This window comes from Tritonibacter scottomollicae, from assembly GCF_032924845.1.
Lineage (GTDB): Bacteria > Pseudomonadota > Alphaproteobacteria > Rhodobacterales > Rhodobacteraceae > Epibacterium > Epibacterium scottomollicae.
On record NZ_CP136704.1, the window covers coordinates 3,250,116 to 3,274,441 of the forward strand.

24 protein-coding genes are annotated in these 24,326 nt (G+C 56.6%); 13 read left to right on the forward strand and 11 right to left on the reverse strand.

What is annotated here, in order from left to right:
- The first annotated feature begins 18 nt into the window (after nucleotides 1-18).
- The 7 genes from R1T40_RS16150 to R1T40_RS16180 all read left to right on the forward strand — a co-directional run bounded on the left by R1T40_RS16150 (nucleotide 19) and on the right by R1T40_RS16180 (nucleotide 7,415).
- The gene (locus R1T40_RS16150; protein WP_317384850.1) at nucleotides 19-474 is read left to right on the forward strand and encodes a CopD family protein; all 456 of its coding nucleotides are present in this window, start codon (nucleotides 19-21) and stop codon (nucleotides 472-474) included.
- Between the two features lie 129 nt (nucleotides 475-603).
- The gene (gene rho / locus R1T40_RS16155; RefSeq protein ID WP_106162464.1) at nucleotides 604-1,875 is read left to right on the forward strand and encodes a transcription termination factor Rho; all 1,272 of its coding nucleotides are present in this window, start codon (nucleotides 604-606) and stop codon (nucleotides 1,873-1,875) included.
- 29 nt (nucleotides 1,876-1,904) lie between these two features.
- Entirely contained in the window at nucleotides 1,905-3,191 is a 1,287-nt protein-coding gene (gene mnmE, locus R1T40_RS16160; RefSeq protein ID WP_317384851.1) for a tRNA uridine-5-carboxymethylaminomethyl(34) synthesis GTPase MnmE, read from the forward strand.
- Nucleotides 3,192-3,194: 3 nt separating this feature from the next.
- Entirely contained in the window at nucleotides 3,195-5,078 is a 1,884-nt protein-coding gene (mnmG, locus tag R1T40_RS16165) for a tRNA uridine-5-carboxymethylaminomethyl(34) synthesis enzyme MnmG (protein ID WP_317384852.1), read from the forward strand.
- Nucleotides 5,075-5,692, forward strand: a complete 618-nt coding sequence (gene rsmG, locus R1T40_RS16170; protein ID WP_317384853.1) for a 16S rRNA (guanine(527)-N(7))-methyltransferase RsmG — start codon at nucleotides 5,075-5,077, stop codon at nucleotides 5,690-5,692. Before mnmG ends, rsmG begins: the two co-directional genes overlap by 4 nt.
- The gene (locus R1T40_RS16175; protein WP_106162461.1) at nucleotides 5,685-6,497 is read left to right on the forward strand and encodes a ParA family protein; all 813 of its coding nucleotides are present in this window, start codon (nucleotides 5,685-5,687) and stop codon (nucleotides 6,495-6,497) included. The genes rsmG and R1T40_RS16175 overlap by 8 nt, the downstream gene beginning before the upstream one ends.
- 18 nt (nucleotides 6,498-6,515) lie before the next feature.
- Entirely contained in the window at nucleotides 6,516-7,415 is a 900-nt protein-coding gene (locus R1T40_RS16180) for a ParB/RepB/Spo0J family partition protein (RefSeq protein WP_317384854.1), read from the forward strand.
- Here R1T40_RS16180 and R1T40_RS16185 read toward each other — a convergent pair.
- From R1T40_RS16185 to rph, 4 genes are read right to left on the reverse strand one after another with little or no spacing between them, the layout of a single operon-like run.
- Entirely contained in the window at nucleotides 7,405-7,758 is a 354-nt protein-coding gene (locus R1T40_RS16185) for a YbaN family protein (RefSeq protein ID WP_317384855.1), read from the reverse strand. The two genes, R1T40_RS16180 and R1T40_RS16185, sit on opposite strands and share 11 nt — an antisense overlap.
- A 3-nt stretch (nucleotides 7,759-7,761) precedes the next feature.
- Nucleotides 7,762-8,916, reverse strand: a complete 1,155-nt coding sequence (hemW, locus tag R1T40_RS16190) for a radical SAM family heme chaperone HemW (protein ID WP_317384856.1) — start codon at nucleotides 8,914-8,916, stop codon at nucleotides 7,762-7,764.
- Nucleotides 8,909-9,523: an RdgB/HAM1 family non-canonical purine NTP pyrophosphatase gene (rdgB, locus tag R1T40_RS16195; RefSeq protein ID WP_317384857.1), complete on the reverse strand. Its 615-nt coding sequence runs from the start codon at nucleotides 9,521-9,523 to the stop codon at nucleotides 8,909-8,911. Before rdgB ends, hemW begins: the two co-directional genes overlap by 8 nt.
- Nucleotides 9,520-10,233: a ribonuclease PH gene (gene rph / locus R1T40_RS16200; RefSeq protein WP_317384858.1), complete on the reverse strand. Its 714-nt coding sequence runs from the start codon at nucleotides 10,231-10,233 to the stop codon at nucleotides 9,520-9,522. The genes rdgB and rph overlap by 4 nt, the downstream gene beginning before the upstream one ends.
- Nucleotides 10,234-10,374: 141 nt before the next feature.
- On the opposite strand from rph, the gene hrcA reads away from it, so the two are divergent.
- Both hrcA and R1T40_RS16210 read left to right on the forward strand, forming a co-directional pair.
- Nucleotides 10,375-11,439, forward strand: coding sequence for a heat-inducible transcriptional repressor HrcA (gene hrcA, locus R1T40_RS16205; protein WP_106162456.1), 1,065 nt, complete (start codon nucleotides 10,375-10,377; stop codon nucleotides 11,437-11,439).
- 9 nt (nucleotides 11,440-11,448) lie between these two features.
- Complete coding sequence (locus tag R1T40_RS16210; protein ID WP_106162455.1) at nucleotides 11,449-12,012, forward strand: nucleotide exchange factor GrpE; 564 nt, start codon at nucleotides 11,449-11,451, stop codon at nucleotides 12,010-12,012.
- 70 nt (nucleotides 12,013-12,082) lie between these two features.
- Here the strand turns inward: R1T40_RS16210 and mutS are convergent, their stop codons facing one another.
- Both mutS and R1T40_RS16220 read right to left on the reverse strand, forming a co-directional pair.
- Nucleotides 12,083-14,737, reverse strand: a complete 2,655-nt coding sequence (gene mutS / locus R1T40_RS16215) for a DNA mismatch repair protein MutS (RefSeq protein ID WP_317384859.1) — start codon at nucleotides 14,735-14,737, stop codon at nucleotides 12,083-12,085.
- A 125-nt stretch (nucleotides 14,738-14,862) separates the two neighbouring features.
- Nucleotides 14,863-15,708, reverse strand: coding sequence for a flagellin (locus tag R1T40_RS16220; protein WP_106162454.1), 846 nt, complete (start codon nucleotides 15,706-15,708; stop codon nucleotides 14,863-14,865).
- A 322-nt stretch (nucleotides 15,709-16,030) separates the two neighbouring features.
- On the opposite strand from R1T40_RS16220, the gene R1T40_RS16225 reads away from it, so the two are divergent.
- Entirely contained in the window at nucleotides 16,031-18,286 is a 2,256-nt protein-coding gene (locus R1T40_RS16225; RefSeq protein WP_106162453.1) for an NADP-dependent malic enzyme, read from the forward strand.
- A 21-nt stretch (nucleotides 18,287-18,307) separates the two neighbouring features.
- Nucleotides 18,308-19,180 (forward strand): ribokinase, encoded by an 873-nt coding sequence (locus tag R1T40_RS16230; RefSeq protein ID WP_317384860.1) that lies wholly within the window; start codon nucleotides 18,308-18,310, stop codon nucleotides 19,178-19,180.
- Nucleotides 19,181-19,255: 75 nt separating this feature from the next.
- Here the strand turns inward: R1T40_RS16230 and msrA are convergent, their stop codons facing one another.
- Nucleotides 19,256-19,921, reverse strand: a complete 666-nt coding sequence (gene msrA / locus R1T40_RS16235; RefSeq protein WP_317384861.1) for a peptide-methionine (S)-S-oxide reductase MsrA — start codon at nucleotides 19,919-19,921, stop codon at nucleotides 19,256-19,258.
- 179 nt (nucleotides 19,922-20,100) lie between these two features.
- Between msrA and R1T40_RS16240 the strand changes: the two genes are divergently transcribed.
- Nucleotides 20,101-20,814 (forward strand): sulfotransferase-like domain-containing protein, encoded by a 714-nt coding sequence (locus R1T40_RS16240; protein WP_317384862.1) that lies wholly within the window; start codon nucleotides 20,101-20,103, stop codon nucleotides 20,812-20,814.
- Nucleotides 20,815-20,840: 26 nt separating this feature from the next.
- Here the strand turns inward: R1T40_RS16240 and R1T40_RS16245 are convergent, their stop codons facing one another.
- From R1T40_RS16245 to R1T40_RS16260, 4 genes are all read right to left on the reverse strand, one after another.
- Complete coding sequence (locus R1T40_RS16245) at nucleotides 20,841-21,122, reverse strand: SCP2 sterol-binding domain-containing protein (protein WP_106162449.1); 282 nt, start codon at nucleotides 21,120-21,122, stop codon at nucleotides 20,841-20,843.
- 92 nt (nucleotides 21,123-21,214) lie between these two features.
- Nucleotides 21,215-21,601, reverse strand: a complete 387-nt coding sequence (locus R1T40_RS16250; RefSeq protein ID WP_106162448.1) for a DUF1036 domain-containing protein — start codon at nucleotides 21,599-21,601, stop codon at nucleotides 21,215-21,217.
- Between the two features lie 101 nt (nucleotides 21,602-21,702).
- Nucleotides 21,703-22,164 (reverse strand): DUF1810 domain-containing protein, encoded by a 462-nt coding sequence (locus R1T40_RS16255; RefSeq protein ID WP_106162447.1) that lies wholly within the window; start codon nucleotides 22,162-22,164, stop codon nucleotides 21,703-21,705.
- Nucleotides 22,164-23,387, reverse strand: coding sequence for an argininosuccinate synthase (locus R1T40_RS16260; protein ID WP_106162446.1), 1,224 nt, complete (start codon nucleotides 23,385-23,387; stop codon nucleotides 22,164-22,166). Before R1T40_RS16260 ends, R1T40_RS16255 begins: the two co-directional genes overlap by 1 nt.
- A 131-nt stretch (nucleotides 23,388-23,518) precedes the next feature.
- Between R1T40_RS16260 and R1T40_RS16265 the strand changes: the two genes are divergently transcribed.
- Complete coding sequence (locus R1T40_RS16265) at nucleotides 23,519-24,277, forward strand: hypothetical protein (RefSeq protein ID WP_317384863.1); 759 nt, start codon at nucleotides 23,519-23,521, stop codon at nucleotides 24,275-24,277.
- Nucleotides 24,278-24,326: the final 49 nt, after the last annotated feature.

Consider the following 24,326-nt stretch of genomic DNA (forward strand, 5'->3'; position numbering starts at 1 on the left):
TCAGCATGAGGACACGTCATGGATCTCACTGATCTGATGTTTACGCTCTATCCTTACGCGAAGTCGCTCCACATCATGGCCGTGATCAGCTGGATGGCAGGGTTATTCTACCTTCCACGCCTGTTCGTCTATCACGTGGAGGAGGCAGAGAAGGTCGAAGAGGTGAAACCAATCTTCCTCACCATGGAGGACAAACTCCTCAGAGTGATCATGGGGCCAGCAAGCGTTGTCACATGGGCTGCAGGGCTGTTCATGGTGTTCACGCCAGGGTTGGTGGACTGGTCATACCTTTGGCCCTGGACCAAGGGCATCTCAGTGCTTGGGATGACTTGGTTTCATCATTGGCTGATGTTTCGCCACAAGGACTTCAGAGAGGGGCAGAACAGGCTCACAGGGCGCCAGTATCGCCTTATGAACGAGGTTCCCACGCTCTTGATGGTGGTCATCGTGATCTCGGTCATCTTCAAGTTCTAACGCCGCGTTTGACTCGCTCACAGAGACCCACTATCAAGCGTGAAAGCGGACCCGTCCGGGATTCCCGCGTTTTCCGTATTTTATACTGTGACGCCCTCTGTTGGCAGAGGGAACAAGGGCCGTGTGCATATGACCGAGCAATCTCTGAACCTTTCTGATCTCAAAATCCAAAGCCCCAAAGCGCTGTTGACCATGGCAGAGGAGCTTGAGATCGAAAACGCTTCCACCATGCGCAAGGGTGAGATGATGTTCCAGATCCTGCGTGAGCGCGCGGATGAAGGCTGGAATATTTTCGGGGATGGGGTTCTCGAGGTTCTGCAGGACGGGTTTGGCTTTCTGCGTTCGCCCGAAGCGAACTATCTTCCGGGCCCGGATGACATCTACGTCTCGCCTGACATGATCCGCCAGTTTTCCTTGCGCACCGGAGACACGGTCGATGGGCAGATCAAGGCTCCATTGGAGAACGAGCGCTATTTTGCGCTGACCACGGTGACGAAGATCAACTTCGAAGAGCCCGAGAAAACGCGTCACAAGATTGCTTTCGATAACCTGACACCGCTCTATCCGGATGAGCGTTTGAATATGGAAATCGAAGATCCCACTGTGAAGGACCGTTCGGCACGCGTGATCGATTTGGTTTCTCCGATCGGTAAAGGCCAGCGTTCGCTCATCGTGGCTCCCCCGCGGACGGGTAAAACCGTTCTGTTGCAGAATATTGCGCACTCGATCGAGCAGAACCATCCTGAGTGCTATCTGATTGTTCTGTTGATCGATGAGCGTCCGGAAGAAGTCACTGACATGCAGCGATCAGTGAAAGGGGAGGTCGTGTCCTCGACCTTTGATGAACCCGCTACGCGCCACGTTGCTGTATCCGAAATGGTGATCGAGAAGGCGAAACGCCTTGTTGAGCACAAACGAGATGTAGTGATCCTTCTCGATTCGATCACAAGACTTGGTAGGGCATTCAACACCGTTGTGCCGTCCTCGGGTAAGGTTCTGACCGGTGGTGTGGATGCCAACGCCCTGCAACGTCCAAAACGCTTCTTTGGTGCTGCGCGTAATATCGAAGAAGGTGGCTCGCTCACCATCATTGCCACCGCGCTGATCGATACGGGCAGCCGTATGGATGAGGTTATCTTTGAAGAATTCAAAGGGACGGGTAACTCTGAGATCGTTCTGGACCGTAAAATTGCGGACAAGCGTGTCTTCCCGGCGATCGATATTCTCAAATCTGGCACACGGAAAGAAGAGCTGCTGGTGGACAAAGTGGATCTCGCCAAGACATTTGTCCTGCGTCGGATTCTAAATCCGATGGGAACCACAGATGCGATCGAGTTCCTTCTTTCTAAGCTCAAGCAAACAAAGACAAATTCAGAGTTCTTTGATTCAATGAATACCTGACCAGCGTCGGTGGAGAGAGAGGCCATCCCATGGATACGATCTTTGCGTTGGCCACCGCCCAGGGAAAGGCCGGTGTCGCCGTCATCCGTGTATCTGGACCAGAGGCACGCATCGTCGGAGAAAAGCTGTCGCGAAAGTCATTGCCCAGTCGGGGGATGACTTTTTCGCGTTTAAGCGACAGTCATGGCGATCTTCTTGATGAGGCGCTTGTCTTGTCGTTTACAATGCCTGACAGCTTTACTGGTGAAGATACGGTCGAGTTTCAGTGTCATGGCAGCAGCGCGGTCGTATCGTCGATTTTGCAGACGATCGAAGAAACGGGCTTGGCGCGTATCGCCGAGCCGGGAGAATTCACGCGACGCGCGATGGATAATGGCAAACTCGACTTGACTCAGGTTGAAGGTCTCGCAGATCTCATCGATGCAGAGACCGAAGCACAGCGTAAGCAGGCGCAAGTCGTTCTGTCAGGTGGATTGGGCAAGCTCGCTGATCGTTGGAGATCTGACCTGATTCGAGCAGCATCGCTGATTGAAGTCACGATCGACTTCGCGGATGAAGAGGTGCCGGTGGATGTGACGCCAGAGGTAACGGACCTCCTCAATGGCGTTGCTCGGGATCTCAAACGAGAAATTGACGGTGTTTCCATAGCGGAGCGAATTCGGGACGGCTTTGAAGTTGCAATCATCGGCGCTCCGAATGTAGGAAAATCGACGCTGCTAAACGCACTTGCCGGTCGAAATGCGGCAATCACGTCCGAATACGCCGGCACAACCCGTGATGTTATCGAGGTTCGTATGGACCTGGCGGGCCTTCCGGTTACACTACTTGATACGGCTGGCCTTCGCGATACGGACGACCACGTAGAAGGAATAGGCATCAAACTTGCACAAGAGCGAGCAGAGGCCGCGGATCTACGTATATTTCTCGCAGAACAGGACGAAATACTCGACGTCGAATTTAAGCCCGGCGATCTCCGGTTTTTGCCGAAGGCTGATGTGAGAGTAAGTTCGGAAGGGGCGATCTCCGGAAAGTCAGGGCAGGGGGTTGATGAACTTGTGACTCATGTTTCTATGACGTTAAAGGATCGGTCAGCTCATACTGGGATTGCGACACGTACGCGCCATCGTGACGCACTGCGACGTTCATCAGACAGCTTGGCTCGCGCAATGGAACACCTCCACGATGGACCGGAGTTCTATGATATTGTGGCCGAGGATGTGAGATCTGCGATACGGGCTCTTGAACTGTTGGTAGGTCGTATCAATGTAGAGAATCTTCTGGACGAGATATTCTCGAGTTTTTGCTTAGGAAAGTAGGGAGTGTTTCACGTGAAACATCCGCATTACGATGTCATCGTCATAGGCGGCGGGCATGCCGGAACCGAAGCAGCCCACGCTGCGGCAAGAATGGGCGCCCGGACTGCGATGGTAACGCTCCGCCGTGATGGTATTGGTGTTATGTCCTGCAATCCTGCAATTGGTGGTTTGGGAAAAGGACATCTTGTCCGAGAAATCGACGCGTTGGACGGCGTAATGGGCCGCGTCGCGGACCTCGCAGGTATTCAGTTCAGACTTCTGAATCGTCGCAAAGGTCCTGCTGTGCAAGGACCGCGCGCCCAAGCTGATCGTGCTATATACAGATCTGAAATGCTTCGGGCCACCGAAGAACAGAGAAATCTAGACATCGTCGAAGGTGAAGTCGTTGACTTCATTATGAAAGGGGAGAACGAGGTCACCGGAGTAGTTCTTTCTGATGACGTTGAACTCACAGCTAAAGCTGTCGTACTTACGTCTGGTACGTTTTTGAACGGGGTCATACATATCGGTGATGTTGCTCGATCCGGTGGTCGCATGGGCGATAAGCCGTCAATTAAGCTTGCTGATCGATTGAAGTCATTTGATCTACCGTTGGGACGTTTGAAAACGGGAACACCGCCCCGACTAGACGGCCGGACCGTCAACTGGGATATCCTTGATCAACAACCTGGTGACGATGATCCTACTCTATTCTCTTTTTTGAGCAAATCCGTATCGGCCCAGCAAATATCTTGTGGGATTACGCACACAAACGAAAAAACGCACGATATTATTCGTACGAATCTTGAGCTGTCTGCAATGTATGGCGGGCACATCGATGGGATTGGACCAAGGTACTGCCCATCGATCGAAGATAAAGTTGTGCGTTTCGCAGATAAGTCATCTCATCAGATATTTCTTGAGCCTGAGTCACTTTCTGATCACGCCGTATATCCCAATGGGATCTCGACGAGTTTGCCCGAGCAGGTTCAAGAAGAGTATGTCCATTCCATTGTTGGATTGGAAAGCGCCGTCATTATGCAACCCGGGTATGCGATCGAATATGATTATGTCGATCCACGCGCGTTGAAAGCGACACTGGAACTTAGAGAAGTAGGAGGTCTATATCTTGCTGGCCAAATTAATGGAACTACTGGCTATGAAGAGGCAGCCGCGCAGGGACTTGTCGCCGGACTTAACGCCGCGGCAAAATGTTTGGAAAGTGAAAAAATCATCTTTAGTCGCGCCTCTAGCTACATCGGTGTGATGATTGATGATTTGACAACCAACGGTGTTACCGAACCTTATCGCATGTTTACGTCGCGTGCTGAGTTCAGGCTATCTCTACGAGCCGACAACGCTGATCAGCGTCTCACGTCGCTTGGGGTTTCCGTAGGTTGCGTTGCGCCAGAGAGGCGCCGTATCTTCGAAAGCAAGATGGAACGTCTTAATTCTGTCAAAAGTGTTCTGACTTCTGCAAAGCTGACACCGAACCAGCTTTTGGGTGCTGGAATACAGGTTAACCAGGACGGAAACAAACGTGATGGTATGGAAGTACTTGCCTTCCCCAAAGTTGGGTTTGACGAAATTCTCCCACTCTTCCCTGAATTGGCGACAACAGAAGCGGAAATTCGAAGTCAAATTGTTCGTGACTCGCTTTATGTCAACTATATAGAACGCCAGGAGAAAGAAGTCGCGGCGCTGAAGAAGGACGAGGAACATAGTATTCCGGCAGGCTTTAGCTACGAGATTGAAGGGCTTTCGCATGAACTTCGGCAGAAGCTCAGTCTTTCCCGTCCGGAAAACCTCTCCCAAGCAGCCCGAATTGATGGCATTACTCCAGCCGCTTTGGCGCTAATTTTGGGAAACTTAAAGCGACAAGCGCGTGTGCGGGCGAAGTCCGCATGAGTGTTGATGTTATTCAATCGAAATATGATGTTTCACGTGAAACATGCGAGCGTCTACAGATATTCGCAGAAACTCTTGAAAAGTGGAATCCAAAGATAAATCTGGTTTCCAAAAACAGCTTGGGTGATCTGTGGACGCGCCACATTCTTGATAGCGTTCAGGTGTTTGGAGTTCCAAAATTGGGCACGAGCTGGCTCGATATTGGAAGCGGCGGAGGCCTTCCTGGGATTATCATCGCTATTCTCGCTGCAGAGAAAGCCCCTGACATGAAAGTCACTTTGATTGAAAGTGATCAGCGCAAATGTGCTTTCTTGCGGAATGTTGGGAGAGAATGTGGCGTGAAGGTATCTGTCAGGTCGCAGCGCATAGAGGCGGTTGAGGGCATTCAGGCTGATGTTCTTTCCGCACGTGCACTCGCTGATTTGAGTGATCTCTTGTCGTTCTCCGAGCACCATCTTGCCCAGTCTGGGACTGCAGTGTTCCCAAAGGGCGCCAACTGGAAAAAAGAGGTGGATAACGCCCGCAAAAGATGGCGATTTGAGTGCGAAGAGATTACAAGTCTTACTGAGCCTGAGGCTGTCATTCTCAAGATCAAGGGAGTAGCGCGTGTCTGACATGTCCCGTTCGGGAACGCCCCGCATTATTGCCATCGCAAATCAGAAGGGTGGGGTAGGAAAGACAACTACAGCGATTAACCTCGCCGCGGCCATGGTCGAAGAGGGTATGAGAGTGCTCCTCGTTGATCTGGATCCGCAGGGGAACGCGTCTACCGGCCTGGGAATCGAGGCAGAAGATCGCGAACACACGACGTACGATCTGTTGGTGGATGAAGTCGAACTTTCTGCGGTTATTCGACAAACTGACCTCGAAGACCTGTGTATCATACCAGCGACCGTGGATTTGAGTTCTGCTGATATTGAGCTGTTCTCCAACGAAAAGCGTAGCTATCTCCTTCATGATGCGCTTCGTCAGCCCGCGATGACGGATTATGACTGGGACTATATCCTGATTGATTGTCCGCCTTCTCTCAATCTATTGACCGTTAACGCGATGGTGGCGGCGGATTCTGTTTTGATTCCACTGCAAAGCGAATTTTTCGCGCTCGAAGGGCTCTCGCAGCTGATGTTGACTATTCGTGAGGTTCGTCATGCTGCAAATCCAAGTTTGAGGATCGAGGGAGTTGTGTTGACAATGTACGATCGTCGCAACAACCTTTCTCAACAGGTGGAGCAGGACGCGCGTGATAACCTTGGTGATTTGGTGTTTAGAACCAAGATACCGCGTAATGTGCGTGTTAGCGAAGCGCCATCATATGCCATGCCGGTGCTGAACTACGACTCCGCATCGTTGGGTGCCAAGGCTTATCGTCAATTGGCGGATGAGATTATATCTAAACATCAAAAAATTGCGGCCGAATAAGAATAGAAGGGGCACAGAATGGCAGATAAGAAACCCAAACCGCGCGGCCTGGGGCGTGGCCTCTCTGCATTGATGGCCGACGTGAACGCGGAACCTGTCAGCACAGATGGTGTACGGACGCCACGCAATGCTGAAATTCTTGTCCCGATTGAGAAAGTTCAGGCAAATCCTGATCAGCCGCGTCGCCAGTTTTTGCAGGAAGACCTCGACGATCTTACCGCGTCGATCAAGGAAAAGGGTGTTCTCCAGCCTTTGATCGTGCGCCCACGCGATGGCGGAATGTACGAGATCGTGGCAGGGGAACGTCGATGGCGCGCTGCGCAGGCCGCGCAGCTGCATGAAGTTCCTGTCCTCATTCGCGACTATTCTGATGTCGAGATGTTTGAAGTTGCGATCATCGAGAATATTCAACGTTCCGATCTCAATGCTCTCGAGGAAGCTCAGAGCTATAAGCAATTGATGGACAAATTCGGGCATACGCAAGAAAAGATGGCAGAGGCGCTTGGGAAGAGCCGAAGCCATATCGCGAATTTGGTGCGGCTGCTCCACCTACCTGACGATGTTCAAGATCTTGTTCTTGATCGAAAACTGTCTGCGGGTCATGCGCGAGCATTGATCACGTCAGACAATGCATCTGAGCTCGCTAAAAAGATCGTAAAAGGTGGGCTTTCGGTTCGTGCAACCGAGTCGTTGGTTAAGAAGGACGCGGCCGGTATCTCCGGTAGTACTGCTGCAAAGAAGCCGAAAACTCAGGCGGAGAAAGATGCCGATACACGTGCATTGGAGGCTGATTTGTCTGCGATGATCCGAATGAAGGTATCAATCGATCACAAACCAGGCGGCGAGGCCGGTGCTGTGACGATATCCTACGAAACTTTGGATCAGCTGGATGACTTGTGCAATCGTCTTAGCCGTTAGGCCGGGTCCAAATGAAAATCATCACCGCACTAAGGGTGATCGCCTGTATCGCTATGATATGAAAAGATAGTTCAAGTAATAGCGAAATGCAAAGAACGGCGGCGACTGATAAGGTCGCCGCCTTTTTTGCTCTTGGACGGATGGCGCCATATTCGTGCCAGTCCTGAATCATCGGGCCAAAGGTCCCGTGGCTGGTAAGCCATACATGTAGCCGTTCCGATGATCTTGCGAAGAAGAAGGTAGCGAGAAGCAGGAAAGGCACCGTCGGCAGGAGAGGAAGAGCAATGCCCACCACTGCCAGAAGGAGGCTGAGAAGACCAAGGCAGAGGTAAATAGCTTTCATTTATCAATCCGTTAGGAGTTCTCGGAGAACGGCGTTCAGAACCGCGCGACCTTGGGAGGTCGCACACAATCGGTTATTGATGATTTCTATCATACCTAGATCACGAAGAGCGTGTATTTTGGCGTCGGAAATGGGGGGCGAGGCGAGTTTGCCGTGGCGCTCAAGGTCTAGCCCCTCATGTAGTCGAAGCCCCATCATCATGTGTTCGACGACCTGATCTTCTTGGGAAAGCCGTTCAAATGGGAGTGTGCCGTTTCCTTGGCGAACCGCTTCAAGCCAAGCACCTGGTGCCTTAGGGGCTTCTGTCGCCATCCGCTGGCCGTTCAGAGACAATCTACCATGCGCGCCTGGTCCAATCCCGAGGTAGTCTCCGTACCGCCAATAAATGAGATTGTGACGGCTCTCGGCGCCCGGTCGGGCATGATTAGAAATCTCATAGCTTGGTAGCCCGTAGGATTCGCAAATCTCTTGGGTGGCGAGGTACATGTCAGCTGCATTGTCGTCTGTGGGCAGGTGGCGCAGTTTGCCTCTTGCGTAGCGATCCCCAAATGCGGTGCCGTCTTCGATTGTCAGCTGATAAAGCGACAGATGGTCGATCGCCATGCTGAGCGCCTCTGAGAGCTCAGCTTTCCACGCATCAAGGGTTTGACCTTGGCGTGCGTAGATCAGGTCGAAACTGACACGGTCGAAGCAGTTCCTGGCGACGTCAAAGGCTTTGCGTGCTTCTTCCACTGAGTGAATGCGGCCAAGACGGCGGAGGTCTTCATCGTTCAACGCCTGAATACCCATGGAAATCCGATTGACGCCGGCGTCGCGATAGCCGGCAAATCGACCGGCCTCGACCGATCCTGGATTGGCTTCCAGCGAGATTTCGATGTCATTGGCGAAGGGCCAGATCTCACGTGCAGTGTCGATCACCGCGGCAACCGTGTCAGGATGCATCAGGGACGGGGTGCCGCCGCCAAAGAAGATGCTGTTCAGAAGCCGATCAGGGACCAATTCGCCCATACGGCGCAGCTCGGTCTGGTACGCGGTGACCCAGACCGACTGATCGATCTGGGACACCACATGACTGTTGAAGTCGCAGTAGGGGCATTTGGCCTGACAGAAGGGCCAATGGACGTAGAGACCAAAGCCCCCATTCCGCCAATCATCCACCAAAGCAGTCCTGCACGAACTGGGCCAATGCACGGCCTCGGTGGCTGATGCGGTTCTTTTCCGCCTTATCCATTTGAGCGCAGGTCACGTCATACCCCTCGGGCATAAACATGGGATCGTAGCCAAATCCACCTTCGCCACGGATGGGCCAGACCAGCGTACCGGGCATTACACCCTCAAACACCTCGTCGTGGCCATCGGGCCAGGCCAGAACCAGCGTGCAACGAAACTGGGCGCTGCGGGGGGCGTCTGGCCCTTTTGCGGTAATTTCATCATTGGCGCGGGTCATCGCCAGCATGAAATCACGTCCCTGACCGGTCTCGGCCCAATCGGCGGTGTAGACCCCCGGCGCGCCGTCCAGCGCGTCGATGGTGATACCGCTGTCGTCGGACAGCGCGGGCAGGCCGGTGGCCTTCGCCGCTGCATGGGCCTTGATCCTTGCATTGCCTACAAAGCTGTCTTCGGTTTCCTCTGGCTCGGGCAGGTCCATCGCAGCCGCGCCAACAACTTTGACCCCAAAGGGGGCGAGGATCTCGGTGATCTCGCCCAGCTTCCCTGAGTTATGTGTGGCGACCAACAAGGTGTCGCCTTCGAACTTGCGGGTCATGCGCAGGCGGCCTTTTGCATCTCGGCGAGTTCAGATGTGCCCTTGGTGGCCAGGTCCATCAATTCATTCATTTGATCCCGGGAGAAGACCGAGCCTTCAGCGCTCATCTGAACTTCGATCAGTTTGCCGGAGCCAGTCATGATGAAGTTACCGTCAACGCCTGCCTCGGAATCCTCGGGGTAGTCCAGGTCCAGGATCGGCTGACCGGCGTAAATGCCGCAGGAAATCGCGGAAACCGGATCCACCAGCGGATCCATCTTCACGTCTCCGGCCTTCATCAGCTTGTTGACGGCCAGTCGCAGGGCGACCCAGCCACCGGTGATGGAGGCGCAGCGGGTGCCGCCATCGGCCTGCAGTACATCGCAATCGACGGTGATCTGACGTTCGCCCAGGGCGACGCGATCAACGCCAGCCCGCAGGGCGCGGCCGATCAGGCGCTGGATTTCGACTGTACGTCCGCCTTGCTTGCCGGAGGCAGCCTCACGGCGCATACGGGTGTTGGTAGCGCGCGGCAGCATGCCGTATTCTGCCGTCACCCAGCCAAGACCGGACCCCTTGATAAATGGCGGCACACGGTCTTCGATGGTGGCGGTGCACAGAACATGGGTATCGCCCATCTTGATCAGGCAGGAGCCTTCCGCGTGTTTGGTAAAGCCGGTTTCGAAAGTAACGGTGCGCATTTCGTTCAGGGCACGTCCGGAGGGTCGCATGTGGATATCCTTTTGCTGTTGCCCCGTCGATACCGTCCGGGGGGTTGGCGATGCAAGGGTCATTGACCATATCTAGCGAAGCGCTTTAGTGACAAAAGGGGAGGTACGTTCACCGTATCTGTCGGGAACAGTGGGATTGAGATGACGGACGCAAATTCCATACTTCAAGACATGAACGATCGCTCGCGCGAGGTGTTTCGTATTCTTGTGGAAAACTACCTAGATACCGGTGGGCCAGTCGGCAGCCGTACCCTGACGCGTTCGCTGAGCGAGAAGGTCAGTGCTGCCACTGTCCGCAACGTTATGCAGGATCTGGAATATCTAGGGCTGCTGGACAGCCCGCATGTGAGCGCAGGCCGGATCCCGACCCAGATGGGGCTGCGGCTGTTTGTCGATGGGTTGCTGCAGATGGGCGATCCCAGCATGCAGGACCGTGAGACGATCGACCGGACGCTGGGTGACAATTCCAGTGACGTCAGTGGCATGCTGGACCGTGTCGGCGCGGCGCTGTCGGGGGTGACCCATGGTGCTTCTCTGGTGCTGACGCCCAAGCATGAGGCTGAGTTGCGCCATATCGAGTTTGTGTCTCTGGCGCAGGACCGATCGCTGGTGGTTCTGGTGTTCTCCGACGGGCATGTGGAAAACCGTCTGTTCACACCACCGCCGGGACAGACACCCAGTTCGATGCGGGAGGCGGCGAATTTTCTCAATGCGCTGATCGAAGGGCGCACGCTGGGTCAGGTGCGCAAGGACGTGCAGTCCGAAATCGAAAAACGCCGGCAGGAAATCGACACGCTTGCCAGTGACATGATCGAGAGCGGGCTCGCCGCGTGGGAAGATGATGGCAGCGATCAGGCGCGGCTTATCGTGCGTGGACGGGCGAATCTCCTCTCGGAAGAGGGGGCTCCGGATGAGCTGGAGAAGATCCGCAGCCTGTTTGACGATCTGGAGCGCAAACGGGACATCGCAGAATTCCTGGAACTGACCGAAGATGGCGACGGTGTGCGCATTTTTATCGGCTCGGAGAACAAACTTTTCTCACTTTCGGGTTCCTCTTTGGTGGTGTCTCCCTATATGAACGCGGATCGAAAGATCATCGGCGCGGTGGGGGTCATTGGCCCGACGCGCCTGAACTACGGACGGATTGTGCCGATCGTGGACTACACGGCACAGCTGGTCGGGAAAATGGTATCCGACCGGAGCTAGAGGTGGATTATGGCAGAGCCCAAGAACGAAGACTTTTTGGATGATATCGAGGCAGCCGAAGCCGAGGAGCTGTCGGCTCAGACCGAGGAATATGACGACGAGGCGCTGGAGCTGGACAGCCTGCGTGCCGAGCGTGACGAATACAAGGACCGCTTCATGCGTGCCCTTGCCGATGCCGAAAACTCCCGCAAGCGCGGTGACAAGGCACGGCGCGAGGCAGAGCAATACGGTGGTTCCAAACTGGCACGCGACATGCTGCCAGTCTATGACAACATGAAACGCGCTGTCGAAGCCGCAAGTGACGAGCAGAAGGCGGTTGCAGCCGCGCTGATCGAAGGGGTCGAGCTGACCATGCGGGCGCTGCGGGATGTCTTCCAGAAGCACGGCATTCAGGTGATCACGCCTGAGGTCGGAGATCGCTTTGATCCGCAGGTGCATGAGGCGATGTTCGAGGCACCGGTGCCCGGCACAAAGGCTGGCGACATCATTCAGGTGTCGGCAGAGGGCTTCATGTTGCACGACCGTCTGCTGCGTCCGGCGCAGGTTGGCGTATCGTCCACACCGGCGTCGTGATGTGATCGGGCCCATACGGGCCCGGGCCTCCGGCGGGGATATTTTTGAAAAGACGAAAGAGCGGCGTGCCTCAGGCGCGCCGTTCTTTCTTGATCAGGGCCTCTTCCTTGAGGCGATAGAGGGTCTCGAGCGCCTCCCGCGGGCTGAGGTCATCGGGATTGATGCCCTCAAGCAGGTCCAGCACTGGTGAAGCGGCCGGGGCCTTTGGTTGGGGCGGCGGAGCGGCGGCAAAAAGCGGCAGGTCGTCGATCTGCACCTTGCCTGCGCCACCACCTTCGCGGCTGCTTTTCTCCAGCATGTCGAGAACACTGCGCGCGCGCTCCACGACGGAGGCTGGCAGGCCAGCGAGCTGGGCTACTTGTACACCGTAGGACCGATCTGCAGCGCCTTTCTTGACCTCATGCAGGAAGATGACTTCGCCTTCCCACTCCTTGACGGTGACAGTGGCATTGTCAACGCCGGGTAGCTTGGCGGCCAGCTGCGTCAGCTCGTGGTAGTGGGTGGCAAACAGCGCGCGCGAGCGGTTGACCTCATGCAGGTGTTCCAGCGTTGCCCAAGCGATCGAGAGGCCATCATAGGTGGCGGTGCCGCGACCGATCTCGTCGAGGATCACCAGCGCGCGGTCGTCGGCCTGGTTCAGGATGGCGGCAGTTTCGACCATCTCTACCATGAAGGTGGAGCGACCGCGGGCGAGGTCATCCGACGCACCGACGCGGCTGAACAGTTGGCTGACCATGCCCACATGCGCGGCCTCTGCCGGGACATAGCTGCCCATCTGGGCGAGCACGGCGATCAGAGCATTCTGGCGCAGGAAGGTCGATTTACCCGCCATGTTGGGACCGGTCAGCAACCAGACTGCGGCGCCATCCTCGGTGCTGAGGTCGCAGTCATTGGCCACAAATGTCTCGCCGCCCTGTTGGCGCAGAGCCTGCTCGACCACCGGGTGACGACCGCCATCCACGTGGAACGCGCGGCTTGCGTCGACCTTTGGACGGGTCCAGTTTTCGCCCCTCGCCAGATCGGCAAGGGCGGTGACCAGATCCAGTTCGGCAAAGCCCCGCGCGGCTTGGTTAAGCCGGGCGGCACAGTCGAGAATAGCGCCAGAAAGCCTTTGATAGAGCCGCTTTTCGATCTCCAGAGCCTGATTTCCGGCGTTCAGGATCTTGGTCTCGATCTCGCTCAGCTCCACCGTGGTAAAGCGCACCTGATTGGCGGTGGTTTGACGGTGGATATAGGTCTCCGACATCGGTGCGGATTGCATCTTGGCGGCATGGGTCGCTGTGGTCTCGATGAAATAACCCAACACGTTGTTGTGCTTGATCTTCAGCGAGGTGACGCCGGTGTGTTCGGCATATTTCTTTTGCAGGCCGGCAATCACGGACCGTCCCTCGTCGCGCAGGGTGCGGGCCTCGTCTAGCTCGGGATCGAATTCCGGCGCGATGAAGCCGCCATCCCGCGCAAGCAGAGGCGGCTCTGCAATCAGGGCGGCGTCCAGCAGGGCCAGCAGGTCATCAAAGCCGCGCAAGGCCTGTGCCGCCTCCGTCAGCAGAGGCGGCAGGTCCTGACCCTGCAGCTCGCGTTCGATCTCCTCGCCCTGGGTCAGCGCGTTGCGGATACCGGCAAGATCACGTGGGCCACCTCGATCCAGCGCGAGGCGGGACAGGGCGCGGTCAATATCGGGCGTCTTGCGCAGCATGCCGCGCAGTGCGTCGCAGCGGGTAGGGTCCTCGACCGTTGCGTCCAGCGCTGCGAGGCGTGCGGAGATCACGTCGAGATTGCGCGAGGGGCTTGAAAGGCGTTGCTCCAGCAGTCGCCCGCCGCCGGGCGTAACAGTGCGATCCACGACCGACAGCAGTGATCCAGCGCGGCCACCGGACAGAGACCGGGTGATTTCCAGATTGCGCCGGGTGGAAGCGTCGATCTGGACGGTGCGGTCCTCGGCCTCCTGTAGAGGGGGTTGCAGCAGCGGCAGCTTGCCCTTCTGGGTGATCTCCAGATAGTCGACCACCGCGCCCATGGCGGAAATCTCCGCCCGGCTGAAACTGCCAAACCCATCGAGTGCACCGACATTGAACAGGGTACAGAGACGTTTTTCCGCAGCGCTGCTGTCAAAGCTCGCCTTGCCCAGCGGCGTCAGCGGGATCTTGTATTCATCGGCGAGGGGCCGTGTGGCGTCAAACACGGGGCCATCCGCAACGATCAGCTCCGAGGGGGCCAGCCGGGCCAGTTCCGGGCTGAGGCGCACGCGGGCGATCGGCATCACGTGGAACACGCCGGTGGAGATGTCGGCCCAGGCCAGTGCGGCCTGATCGCGCAACTCGGCATAAGCCACGAGAAAATTGTGGCGGCGGGCCTCCAGAAGCGAATCCTCGGTCAGGGTGCCTGGGGTCACCAGACGCACAACATCGCGTTTCACCACGGATTTGGCACCGCGTTTCTTGGCTTCTGCCGGACTTTCCAGCTGTTCGCCCACGGCGACGCGAAATCCCTTGCGGATCAGGGTCAGTAGATAGCCCTCGGCGGCATGCACAGGCACACCACACATGGGGATGTCCTGATCCTCATGCTTGCCGCGTTTGGTGAGCGCGATATCCAGCGCTTCGGCCGCGTTGACCGCGTCCTCAAAGAACATCTCGTAGAAATCGCCCATGCGATAGAACAACAGGGCATCAGGATATTGCGCCTTGATTTCGAGATACTGCGCCATCATCGGCGTAACGGTCATGCGGGCCCCCATCGGTCACGTCGCATGACGTTTACATGGCTCGAGTCGTGAGGAAAACCCGGCAATCCAAAGGCCGAACCCTACAGTCGCGGAGTTCGGCCAAAGGCGTTGTTTCAGGGTCGTCGTCAGTAGAGCGACAAAAGCGAACCCGGGGATGCATTGGCGATCGACAGCGACAGGCCACCTAACTGCTCCTGAGCGCTCAGCGCCTCATAACGGGCGGCAGCATCTTCCATGTCGGTGTCGGTCAACTCGCTGATGCCCATCTTCACGGCATCGCTGAGCTTGTCGAGGAAGACATCCTGCTCGGCCATCTGCTGCGCACCGGCCCCAAGGGCGGCGGCGCCGTCGGTGGCGTAGCGCAGGAATCCCTCGATTTCGCCAAGTGCGGTACGGGCTGAGGCGGCATCGGTCACCGCCGTGCGGTTGTTGATGTCAAAGCTTGTGCTGCCCTCGAAATCGACGCTGTCCACGGTGATGGTGGATTGCGTCGGCGCGTTGTCGCCAGCGCGATCCTGCGAGGCCGCAACTGCCAAGCCGGTGCCGCCATTGCCATCCGCGTTGGTGGCCAGAAGGTTGACCCCGTTGAAGGAAGAGGAAGAGATGATGGTGTTGATCTGCTCCGTCTTCTGGGCCAGTTGCTCCTCTATCATGGCATAATCCGCTACGCCGGAGCCGGCCTGGATTGTCAGCTCCTTCATATCGGTCAGCAGCGAGGTGACTTGTTCCGCTCCGGCAGAGGCCACCGCAACGGTGGCTTCGCCGATGTTCAGCCCGTTCGAGGTGGCCTCGAACCCGGCCAGATCGGACCCCATGATTTCGGAAATCGCCCAGATCGCTGGCGCGTCCTTGGCCTTGTCGACCTCCTTGCCGGTAGAGATGTCGTCTTGGACATCCTCCTTCTCTACCTGATTGTTTGACAGAACCCGAAGCGCGATCTCGGCGCCTGGATTGGTGTTGATACTTGTCATACGTACACCCCTATATAACCAAAAAACTGGCATGCGTGTTTCATTGGTCTGCTGGGACAGGTCCCGAACAGACGGGGGCGCCATTCTGGCATATGCAGCGACAGGTCTGCCGTTGCGCCACTTGGTCAACAAGTGCGGTTAAGAAACACCAAAGAACTATAGCGAATGCGGGTCTGAAATGGGGCCGAAATTTGACAAACCCTTTCGATTTTAAGGTGCGATTTGAAAGAAATGCAAAACAGTGAATTGTGAAAGCCGTGCATTGAGGGGATCTCGGCACTGGGATATGACGGTTTTTGACTAGGAGAGGACGTAGACCGACATGCCCAAAGCCAAGATCACCAATGAAGAGGCGCTGGCCTTTCACCTGGAGCCCACGCCGGGCAAATGGGAAGTGTCGGCGACAGTGCCGATGACCACGCAACGCGACCTGTCGCTGGCCTACAGCCCCGGCGTTGCGGTTCCCTGCGAGGCGATCGCCGAAAACCCGGAGCTGGCCTATGATTACACCAACAAGGGCAACCTGGTTGCGGTGATCTCCAACGGGACGGCGGTTCTGGGGCTCGGCAACCTTGGCGCGCTCGGCTCCAAGCCGGTGATGGAAGGCAAATCGGTTCTCTTTAAACGTTTTGCCGATGTGAATTCCATCGACATCGAGCTGGACACAGAGGATCCGGATGAATTCATCAAGGCGGTGAAGCTGATGGGGCCGACCTTCGGTGGCATCAACCTTGAGGACATCAAGGCGCCTGAATGTTTCATCATCGAGCAGAAGCTCAAGGAAGAGATGGACATCCCGGTCTTCCATGACGACCAGCACGGGACTGCGGTGATCTGTGCTGCCGGTCTGATCAATGCTCTGCACCTCAGCGGCAAGAAGATCGAGGATGTGCGCATCGTCCTCAACGGTGCAGGCGCTGCGGGCATTGCCTGCATCGAATTGCTGAAATCCATGGGCGCACAGCACGACAATTGCATCGTCTGCGACACCAAGGGCGTGATCTACCAGGGTCGTACCGAGGGTATGAACCAGTGGAAATCTGCCCATGCGGTAAAGACGGAGCTGCGTTCCCTCGAAGACGCCATGAATGGTGCGGACGTGTTCCTTGGCGTGTCGGTCAAGGGTGCTGTGACCCAGGAGATGGTCAAGTCCATGGCCGACAACCCGGTCATCTTTGCCATGGCCAATCCGGACCCGGAGATCACCCCGGAAGAGGCGCATGAGGTGCGTGTGGATGCCATTGTTGCCACCGGGCGGTCTGACTATCCGAACCAGGTCAACAACGTGCTGGGCTTTCCCTACCTGTTCCGCGGGGCGCTCGACATTCACGCCCGCGCTATCAATGATGAAATGAAGATCGCCTGCGCCCACGCTCTGGCGCGTCTTGCACGAGAGGATGTGCCAGACGAGGTGGCGCTGGCCTATGGCAAATCGCTGTCCTTCGGGCGCGATTACATCATCCCGACGCCCTTTGATCCGCGCCTGATCCACCGCATTCCGCCTGCTGTTGCCAAGGCGGGCATGGACACCGGCGTGGCGCGTCGTCCGATCATCGACATGGATGCCTACGAACACGGTCTGCGTGGTCGCATGGATCCGACGCAATCCATCCTGCGCGGCCTCAATGCCCGTGCCCGTGCCGCCCAATCCCGGATGATCTTTGCCGAGGGCGACGATCCCCGTGTGCTGCGCGCGGCGGTAACCTATCAGCGCTCCGGTTTTGGCAAGGCGCTGGTCGTGGGACGGCCGGACGACGTCAAAGCCAAGCTTGAAGAGGCCGGACTTGGCGATGCGGTGCGCGAGCTTGATGTGGTCAACGCGGCCAACACCCAGCATTTCGACACCTATCGGGATTTTCTTTATAACCGTCTGAACCGCAAGGGGTTTGACCGGAAAGACATCCACCGTCTGGTGGCGCGTGACCGGCATGTGTTCTCGGCGTTGATGCTGGCACATGGGCATGGGGATGGTCTGGTGACGGGCGCGACGCGCAAGTCCGCGCATGTATTGGAAAAGATCAACCACGTCTTTGATGCGGATGCCGACCATGGGGCTGCTGGGGTCACAGCGCTTTTGCACAAGGGGCGGATCGTTCTGATCGGCGATACGCTGGTGCATGAATGGCCAAACGAGAATGATCTCGCCACCATTGCGGAACGCGCCGCCGGTGTTGCCCGCCATATGGGTCTGGAGCCGCGCGTGGCCTTCGTCAGCTTCTCCACCTTCGGCTATCCGGTCTCAGAACGCGCCGAGAAGATGCATATCGCGCCAACCGTGCTTGATAAACGCGGGGTGGATTTCGAATACGAAGGCGAAATGACCGTGGATGTCGCGCTGAACGCCAAGGCACAGGAGCATTACCCGTTCCAGCGTCTGTCCGGCCCCGCCAACATTCTGGTGGTTCCCGCGCGGCACTCGGCTTCTATCTCGGTCAAGTTGATGCAGGAAATGGGGGGCGCGACCGTTGTGGGTCCGATCCTGTCCGGCGTCGACAAGCCGATCCAGATCTGTTCTACCAGTTCGACCGCCAATGACGTGCTGAACATGGCCGTTCTGGCGGCTTGCAATATCGGCTGACGCACGGGGAGACGCATCACCATGGCAATCTGGAACCTCGGGTCGATCAACATCGACATGGTTTATGCTCTGCCACATATGCCGGAGCCCGGTGAAACACTTGCGGCCAGCTCCTTTGATCAGGGGCTCGGCGGCAAGGGAGCCAACATGTCCGTTGCTGCGGCCCGGGCCGGGGCGCATGCTTGCCACATTGGTGCGGTCGGTCCGGAGGGCAAATGGACCGTTGATCGCCTGACTGAATATGGTGTCGATACGCGTTACATAGCGCAGTTGGACACTGCCACCGGTCACGCGATCATTGCAGTTGATCCCAGCGGTGAGAACCAGATCATTCTCTACCCGGGTGCCAACCGTGCCCTGACCGAAGATCAAATCGGTCAGGCACTCACGGCTGCCAATGCCGGGGACATCCTGCTGATGCAGAATGAAACCAACATGCAGGCCGAAGCCGCACGGATCGGTCATCAGCTTGGCCTGCGTGTCGCCTACGCCGCCGCGCCCTTTGATGCCGAGGCGGTGCAGGCCGTGCTGCCGTTCATCGATCTGTTGTTCCTGAACGAGGTCGAAGCGGCGCAGCTACAAGCTGCTACCGGCAAGGCCCCGCAAGATCTCGGTGTTGACGATGTGATCGTCACTCTGGGGGCAAAGGGGGCACGCCATTTCAATGGTCGAGACGGTTCAAAGATAGATGTCCCAGCGCAACGCGTTACGCCCGTGGATACCACAGGGGCAGGGGATACGTTTACGGGCTATGTGCTGGCGGCGCTGGATCGAGGGTTGCCGATGGCACAGGCGATGACACAGGCGTCGCGGGCAGGTGCCTTGATGGTCACGCGCCACGGCGCTGCGGATGTGATCCCGGATCTGAAGGAAGTCCAAGAGGCGAAATTCTAGGCTCCGTGGATTCCACCACAAGCTGCACCGGGTAAAAAGGATGAAGGGGCCACTGCGGCCCCTTTTTCTTATCTGTCAGTAGAGCTTCGCGAAGGGGGCAGCGTCACCCCAGAGCTCGGAAACCCGGGCGTCACGCCCGCATGCCGTGCGATAGCGTTTGTAAGCCTTGGATTGCAGCAAGGGACCGAAACGCGTGAATACCAACCCGTCGCCCTTGTAGTAGTCCTGATGGTAATCCTCTGCCTCGTAGAACGTCGCAGTATCGAGGATCGGCGTCACGATATCGCGGCTCAACTCTGTCTGAGCTTCACCCTTGACCTGATCTGCTAGGGCCTTTTCCGCTTTGTTAGAGACAAATATGGCTGTGCGGTAGGGCTCGCCGCGATCACAAAATTGACCACCCGCATCGGTTGGATCGATGGAGCGCAGGAACAGGTTCAACAGCGCCTCGCGACTGACGATCGCAGGATCAAAAAGGATTTTGACGGCCTCGTAGTGACCGGTTCCGCCACGTCCGACCTGCTTGTACGTCGGGTTCTTGGTGGTCCCGCCGGTGTATCCGGAGATTGCTTCGCTGACGCCTTTCACCGATTCAAAATCGCTTTCGACGCACCAAAAACAGCCACCGGCGACGATCAAACTTTCTTGTGATTGAGCGCGCAGTTCAGCGCCCTTGGTGAGTGAACCAATAACAATCAGGGCGGCAAGCGCGACATGCTTCAGTGTATCCAGATGTCCCATTCTGTGCTCCTGACTGCTAGGGCCTCCGTTGTCTGACCACCAAACTGCCTGACGCTGCACGACTGGCCAAGGCGTTGTCATCGAATGTCACGCATCGGTGACGGTAGTTTACTGGTTGGAACCACCCTGCGTTTCTTTTAGCGTCTGGCAAAAACCAATAGAGGTCAGGGAGTAGTAGAATGCGGATAGCCATGTGGTCCGGCCCGAGGAACCTGTCGACTGCGATGATGTATGCCTTTGGCGCTCGGAGCGATTGCGCTGTGGTCGATGAGCCTTTCTACGCGTCTTATCTGGCACAGACCGGGCTGCAGCATCCCATGCGGGAAGAGATATTGGAGAGCCAATCGCAGGACCCAAATGCGGTTTCCCAACAGCTTCTGGGTCCCATTCCAGGTGCCCGTCCGCATTTTTACCAAAAGCACATGTCGCAGCACATGATTGAATCTGTGCCCCGTGACTGGATGCGCGAGGTGACCAATGTCTTTCTGATCCGCCATCCGGCAAGGGTGATTGCCTCCTTCGCAGCGAAGTATGACAGGGTTGGCCTGGAGGATATCGGGTTCACCCAGCAGGCGGACCTAATTGCCATGCTGCGCGGTTGGGGACATAGGCCAGTCGTGATCGACAGCTATGACATTCGTCAAAATCCTGCCGAAAAACTGGAACACCTTTGCGAAGCGATCAACCTGCCGTTCTCGCCCGAGATGCTGAGTTGGCCGCGTGGCGGTCACAAGGACGACGGTGCCTGGGCTGCGCATTGGTACGGGGCCGTATGGAATTCTACCGGATTTGCCGGCCCTGAGGGGGACCTGCCATCCGTGCCAGAGGCCCTGCAGCCTGTTCTGGATGACGCACTGTCGCTCTACGAAGAGATGCGGGCAATCAAGATCTGAGAGTTCACCTGATACTTGTGGCGACGTCAGCCGATCAGCTTTCCCAGCTTCATCGCGACGGCCATGTCGCCGGAAATCTTGATTTTTCCCATCATGACCGCGGTCATCGGGTTCAGCTGGCCACGCAAAAGTTTCTTGAGGTTGTCGGTGCTCAAGCGAAGTGTGCAATCTGTTGATTGGTCGTCGGTTGCAACATGACCATTGTCGAGGATAATCACGCCATCGTCACCACAGTCGAATTTCAGAGATCCGTCAAAGCGTTTCCCGTCCAGGCCTTTGCGAATATCACCTGCGATGTCTTCCAGCATAATGTCCCTCCCACAACGATAACGCCCACAGCCATAGGAGCTGCGGGCGCGATGTGACAAGCGTGACCGAAGGGAAGGGGAGCCACCGGCGCTCAGTCTGTCAGGTTCTGTGTCCAGTCGAGTGCATTGCCGGTATCGACCTCAAAGAAACCACCGGTTTTGTACCCGCGTGATGTGCAGTTCTCGTCACCGCGAATGGTGTACTCATCGTTGATGTAGCAAAAGGAATAATCGCCCGTCCAATTGCCGGTCTCGCTCTCGGCACGGATGTAGTAGTAGCGATTCTCTAGATCTCCGACGACAGGGATGCTGCAGTCTCCGGGTTGAATGGTCCACCATCCCTCGGACACCCAATCATCACCGTCCTTGTAGCCGATCGACGCAAACGCCTTGCTTGCAGTCTCATTGCAGATCTCAAAATCCGCGAATGCAGGGGCAGCCAGAAACACCATCAGGCCGCTCAGGATAAAAGGCTTCATGCTGCCCTCCTATTCTTCTCACTCAAGGTGACGTTACCAAACCTCGCCAGTTCGGCGACAGGCCTACTACGTGTAAATCTTCCTATCACCGCCAGAATAGGTCAGGCGACCTCTTCAGCTGTATGAGGGCAGGGCGTCGCCGCATAAAACACCTGCAGGATCATAGCGCATTGTTCCGGCGCATTGGGGGCCGCGGCAAACAATGTCATCGATGACCTTAGTTTTTTTGCGTCAACCGGTCCCAGAATCGTTGCTGCATCCGCTCCCTCGTGGGTCAGCATCAAATCGCATACTTCGATCAGGCGCTGGCGCAGGATCGGATGATCCAGATACACGCGGGCTTCGTTCAGGTCTTCCAGCCCGTAGAGTTGCGCCATGTGCGATTTGCCGAGGCTCGCGAGCTGGGGAAAGACGAACCACATCCAGTGGCTCGTCTTTTTTCCAGCTTTCAACTCTGTGACGACATCCGCCCAAACCGCGTCCTGAGCTTCGACAAACATGTCGAGCTCTTCTTCCAGATCGTCTTCCGGGAACTCTTCTTCGAAGTCGTCGTCGATACTCATCACTTCACCCGGCGATCACGTGCTGCCAACAGCTTCAGGCGGAGCGCGTTCAGCTGGATGAAGCCAGCAGCGTCCTTTTGATCGTAGGCGCCTGCATCTTCTTCGAATGTCACATGCGCCTCGGAATAAAGCGAATGATCCGACCAGCGGCCTACGGTCTTGGCAGAGCCCTTGTAGAGCTTCAGACGCACAGTGCCGGTGACATGCTTTTGGCTCTCATCAATCAGGGCCTGCAGCATTTCGCGTTCGGGGGAGTACCAGAAGCCGTTGTAGATCAGCTCAGCATAGCGCGGCATGATCGAGTCCTTCAGGTGGCCAGCACCGCTGTCGAGGGTGATCTGCTCGATACCCCGATGCGCTTCCAGCAGGATATCACCGCCGGGGGTCTCATAGATGCCGCGGGACTTCATGCCAACGAAACGGTTTTCGACGAAATCCAGACGACCGATGCCGTGCTTGCGGCCATACTCATTCAGCTGGGTCAGGATCGTTGCCGGGCTCAGTGCCTCGCCGTTGATTGCAACCGCGTCGCCCTGTTCAAAGGTGATCTCGATGAATTCCGGCTCATTCGGCGCATCCTCGGGATTGACGGTGCGCTGGTAGACGTAATCTGGCGCCATTTCGGCGGGATCTTCCAGCACCTTGCCTTCGGAGGAGGTGTGCAGGAGGTTCGCGTCGACCGAGAAAGGTGCCTCGCCGCGTTTGTCCTTGGCGATCGGGATCTGATTGGCTTCGGCGAACTCCAGCAGACGGGTGCGGGAAGTCAGATCCCACTCGCGCCAGGGCGCAATCACCTTGATGTCGGGGTTCAGCGCATAGGCCGAAAGTTCGAACCGTACCTGATCGTTGCCCTTGCCGGTTGCCCCGTGAGACACCGCATCGGCGCCGGTGGCTTCGGCGATCTCGACCAGACGTTTGGAGATCAGTGGCCGGGCGATCGAAGTACCCAGCAAATAAAGCCCCTCATAGACCGCATTGGCACGGAACATCGGGAAGACGAAGTCGCGCACGAATTCTTCGCGGATGTCCTCAATGAAGATGTTTTCCGGCTTGATACCGAGCAGTTCGGCTTTTTTTCGCGCCGGCTCCAGTTCCTCGCCCTGACCGAGATCGGCGGTGAAGGTGACAACCTCGCAGCCGTACTCGGTCTGCAGCCATTTCAGGATGATCGAAGTATCAAGGCCACCGGAGTAGGCCAACACAACTTTCTTGGGCGCGGACATGGGTTTTCCTCTTGATCAGAACGTCAAGCGCCGTAGCGCCTTTTGCATCGGGTTGCAAGGTTTACGGGGTTTCGCACTGGTGAACTGATGATATTGTACGCTTCGAGTTTCTAGACCTAGAGGGTATTTAAGTGACTGGTTGGAAAATATTTTCTCATTCTTTGAATATGGTACTGCGCAATTTGGGCTGGGCAGTGCGTATTGCGCTGGTTCCCGTCCTGATTGGGCTTGCCTGCGTCACTGCCCTTATGTGGGGGCAATTCGGTCAATTGGAGCAGATCCAGCGAAGTGCAGGTTACGTGCCAAGCGGCAGATTTGTTGGGGCGCTTCTGTTATCGATCATCATCTTTATCGCAGTGGAGATGTGGGTGTTTGTCAGCTGGCATCGTTTTGTCTTGCTGGAGGAATACCCGACGGGCTGGATCCCGAAGTTTCACGTAGACCGCGTTCTGGCGTATTTCGGAATGGGTTTGTTGCTGGGATTGTTCATGATTCTGTTTTGGATGTTGGCCAGCTTCGTCATCGCAGGGGTCGCAGCGGCCATCGGCTCTCCGATATTTTCGCTCATTTTGCTGGTTCCCGCCGTGATTGGGATCGGAGTGTTGTTGTTCCGGCTTCTGCCGGTGCTGCCTGCAGCTGCGATCGGCGAAAAGCTGACATTTAGCGCGTCTTTTGACGCCACAAAAGGGTCCGCTGGTACGGCGATCATTCTATTCCTGGTTCTTATTGGCGTTCAGCTGCTCCTTCAGGTTATCACCAGCGCTTCGATCTACATCTTCGCACCGCTCGGGTTCGTGTTTGCTATCGCGATGGCCTTGATCATGACCCTTGTAAATGTATCGATCCTGACCACCGTTTATGGGCATTACGTGCAGGGGCGCCCAATCTGATCTCTTCTCTAAGATCGACTGCATACGAACGAATGCTTTGCCGCGCCCT

Coding starts and splice junctions, on each gene's coding strand:
- mnmE (WP_317384851.1), top strand. CDS start 1,905: ATGGATACGATCTTTGCGTTGGCCACCGCCCAGGGAAAGGCCGGTGTC.
- msrA (WP_317384861.1), bottom strand. CDS start 19,921: ATGGGACATCTGGATACACTGAAGCATGTCGCGCTTGCCGCCCTGATT.
- R1T40_RS16255 (WP_106162447.1), bottom strand. CDS start 22,164: ATGAGTATCGACGACGACTTCGAAGAAGAGTTCCCGGAAGACGATCTG.
- R1T40_RS16230 (WP_317384860.1), top strand. CDS start 18,308: ATGGCAATCTGGAACCTCGGGTCGATCAACATCGACATGGTTTATGCT.
- rho (WP_106162464.1), top strand. CDS start 604: ATGACCGAGCAATCTCTGAACCTTTCTGATCTCAAAATCCAAAGCCCC.
- R1T40_RS16240 (WP_317384862.1), top strand. CDS start 20,101: ATGCGGATAGCCATGTGGTCCGGCCCGAGGAACCTGTCGACTGCGATG.
- R1T40_RS16210 (WP_106162455.1), top strand. CDS start 11,449: ATGGCAGAGCCCAAGAACGAAGACTTTTTGGATGATATCGAGGCAGCC.
- rph (WP_317384858.1), bottom strand. CDS start 10,233: ATGCGACCCTCCGGACGTGCCCTGAACGAAATGCGCACCGTTACTTTC.
- rdgB (WP_317384857.1), bottom strand. CDS start 9,523: ATGACCCGCAAGTTCGAAGGCGACACCTTGTTGGTCGCCACACATAAC.
- hrcA (WP_106162456.1), top strand. CDS start 10,375: ATGACGGACGCAAATTCCATACTTCAAGACATGAACGATCGCTCGCGC.
- rsmG (WP_317384853.1), top strand. CDS start 5,075: ATGAGTGTTGATGTTATTCAATCGAAATATGATGTTTCACGTGAAACA.
- R1T40_RS16250 (WP_106162448.1), bottom strand. CDS start 21,601: ATGAAGCCTTTTATCCTGAGCGGCCTGATGGTGTTTCTGGCTGCCCCT.
- R1T40_RS16185 (WP_317384855.1), bottom strand. CDS start 7,758: ATGAAAGCTATTTACCTCTGCCTTGGTCTTCTCAGCCTCCTTCTGGCA.
- mutS (WP_317384859.1), bottom strand. CDS start 14,737: ATGACCGTTACGCCGATGATGGCGCAGTATCTCGAAATCAAGGCGCAA.
- R1T40_RS16220 (WP_106162454.1), bottom strand. CDS start 15,708: ATGACAAGTATCAACACCAATCCAGGCGCCGAGATCGCGCTTCGGGTT.
- R1T40_RS16225 (WP_106162453.1), top strand. CDS start 16,031: ATGCCCAAAGCCAAGATCACCAATGAAGAGGCGCTGGCCTTTCACCTG.
- R1T40_RS16180 (WP_317384854.1), top strand. CDS start 6,516: ATGGCAGATAAGAAACCCAAACCGCGCGGCCTGGGGCGTGGCCTCTCT.
- R1T40_RS16245 (WP_106162449.1), bottom strand. CDS start 21,122: ATGCTGGAAGACATCGCAGGTGATATTCGCAAAGGCCTGGACGGGAAA.
- R1T40_RS16150 (WP_317384850.1), top strand. CDS start 19: ATGGATCTCACTGATCTGATGTTTACGCTCTATCCTTACGCGAAGTCG.
- R1T40_RS16260 (WP_106162446.1), bottom strand. CDS start 23,387: ATGTCCGCGCCCAAGAAAGTTGTGTTGGCCTACTCCGGTGGCCTTGAT.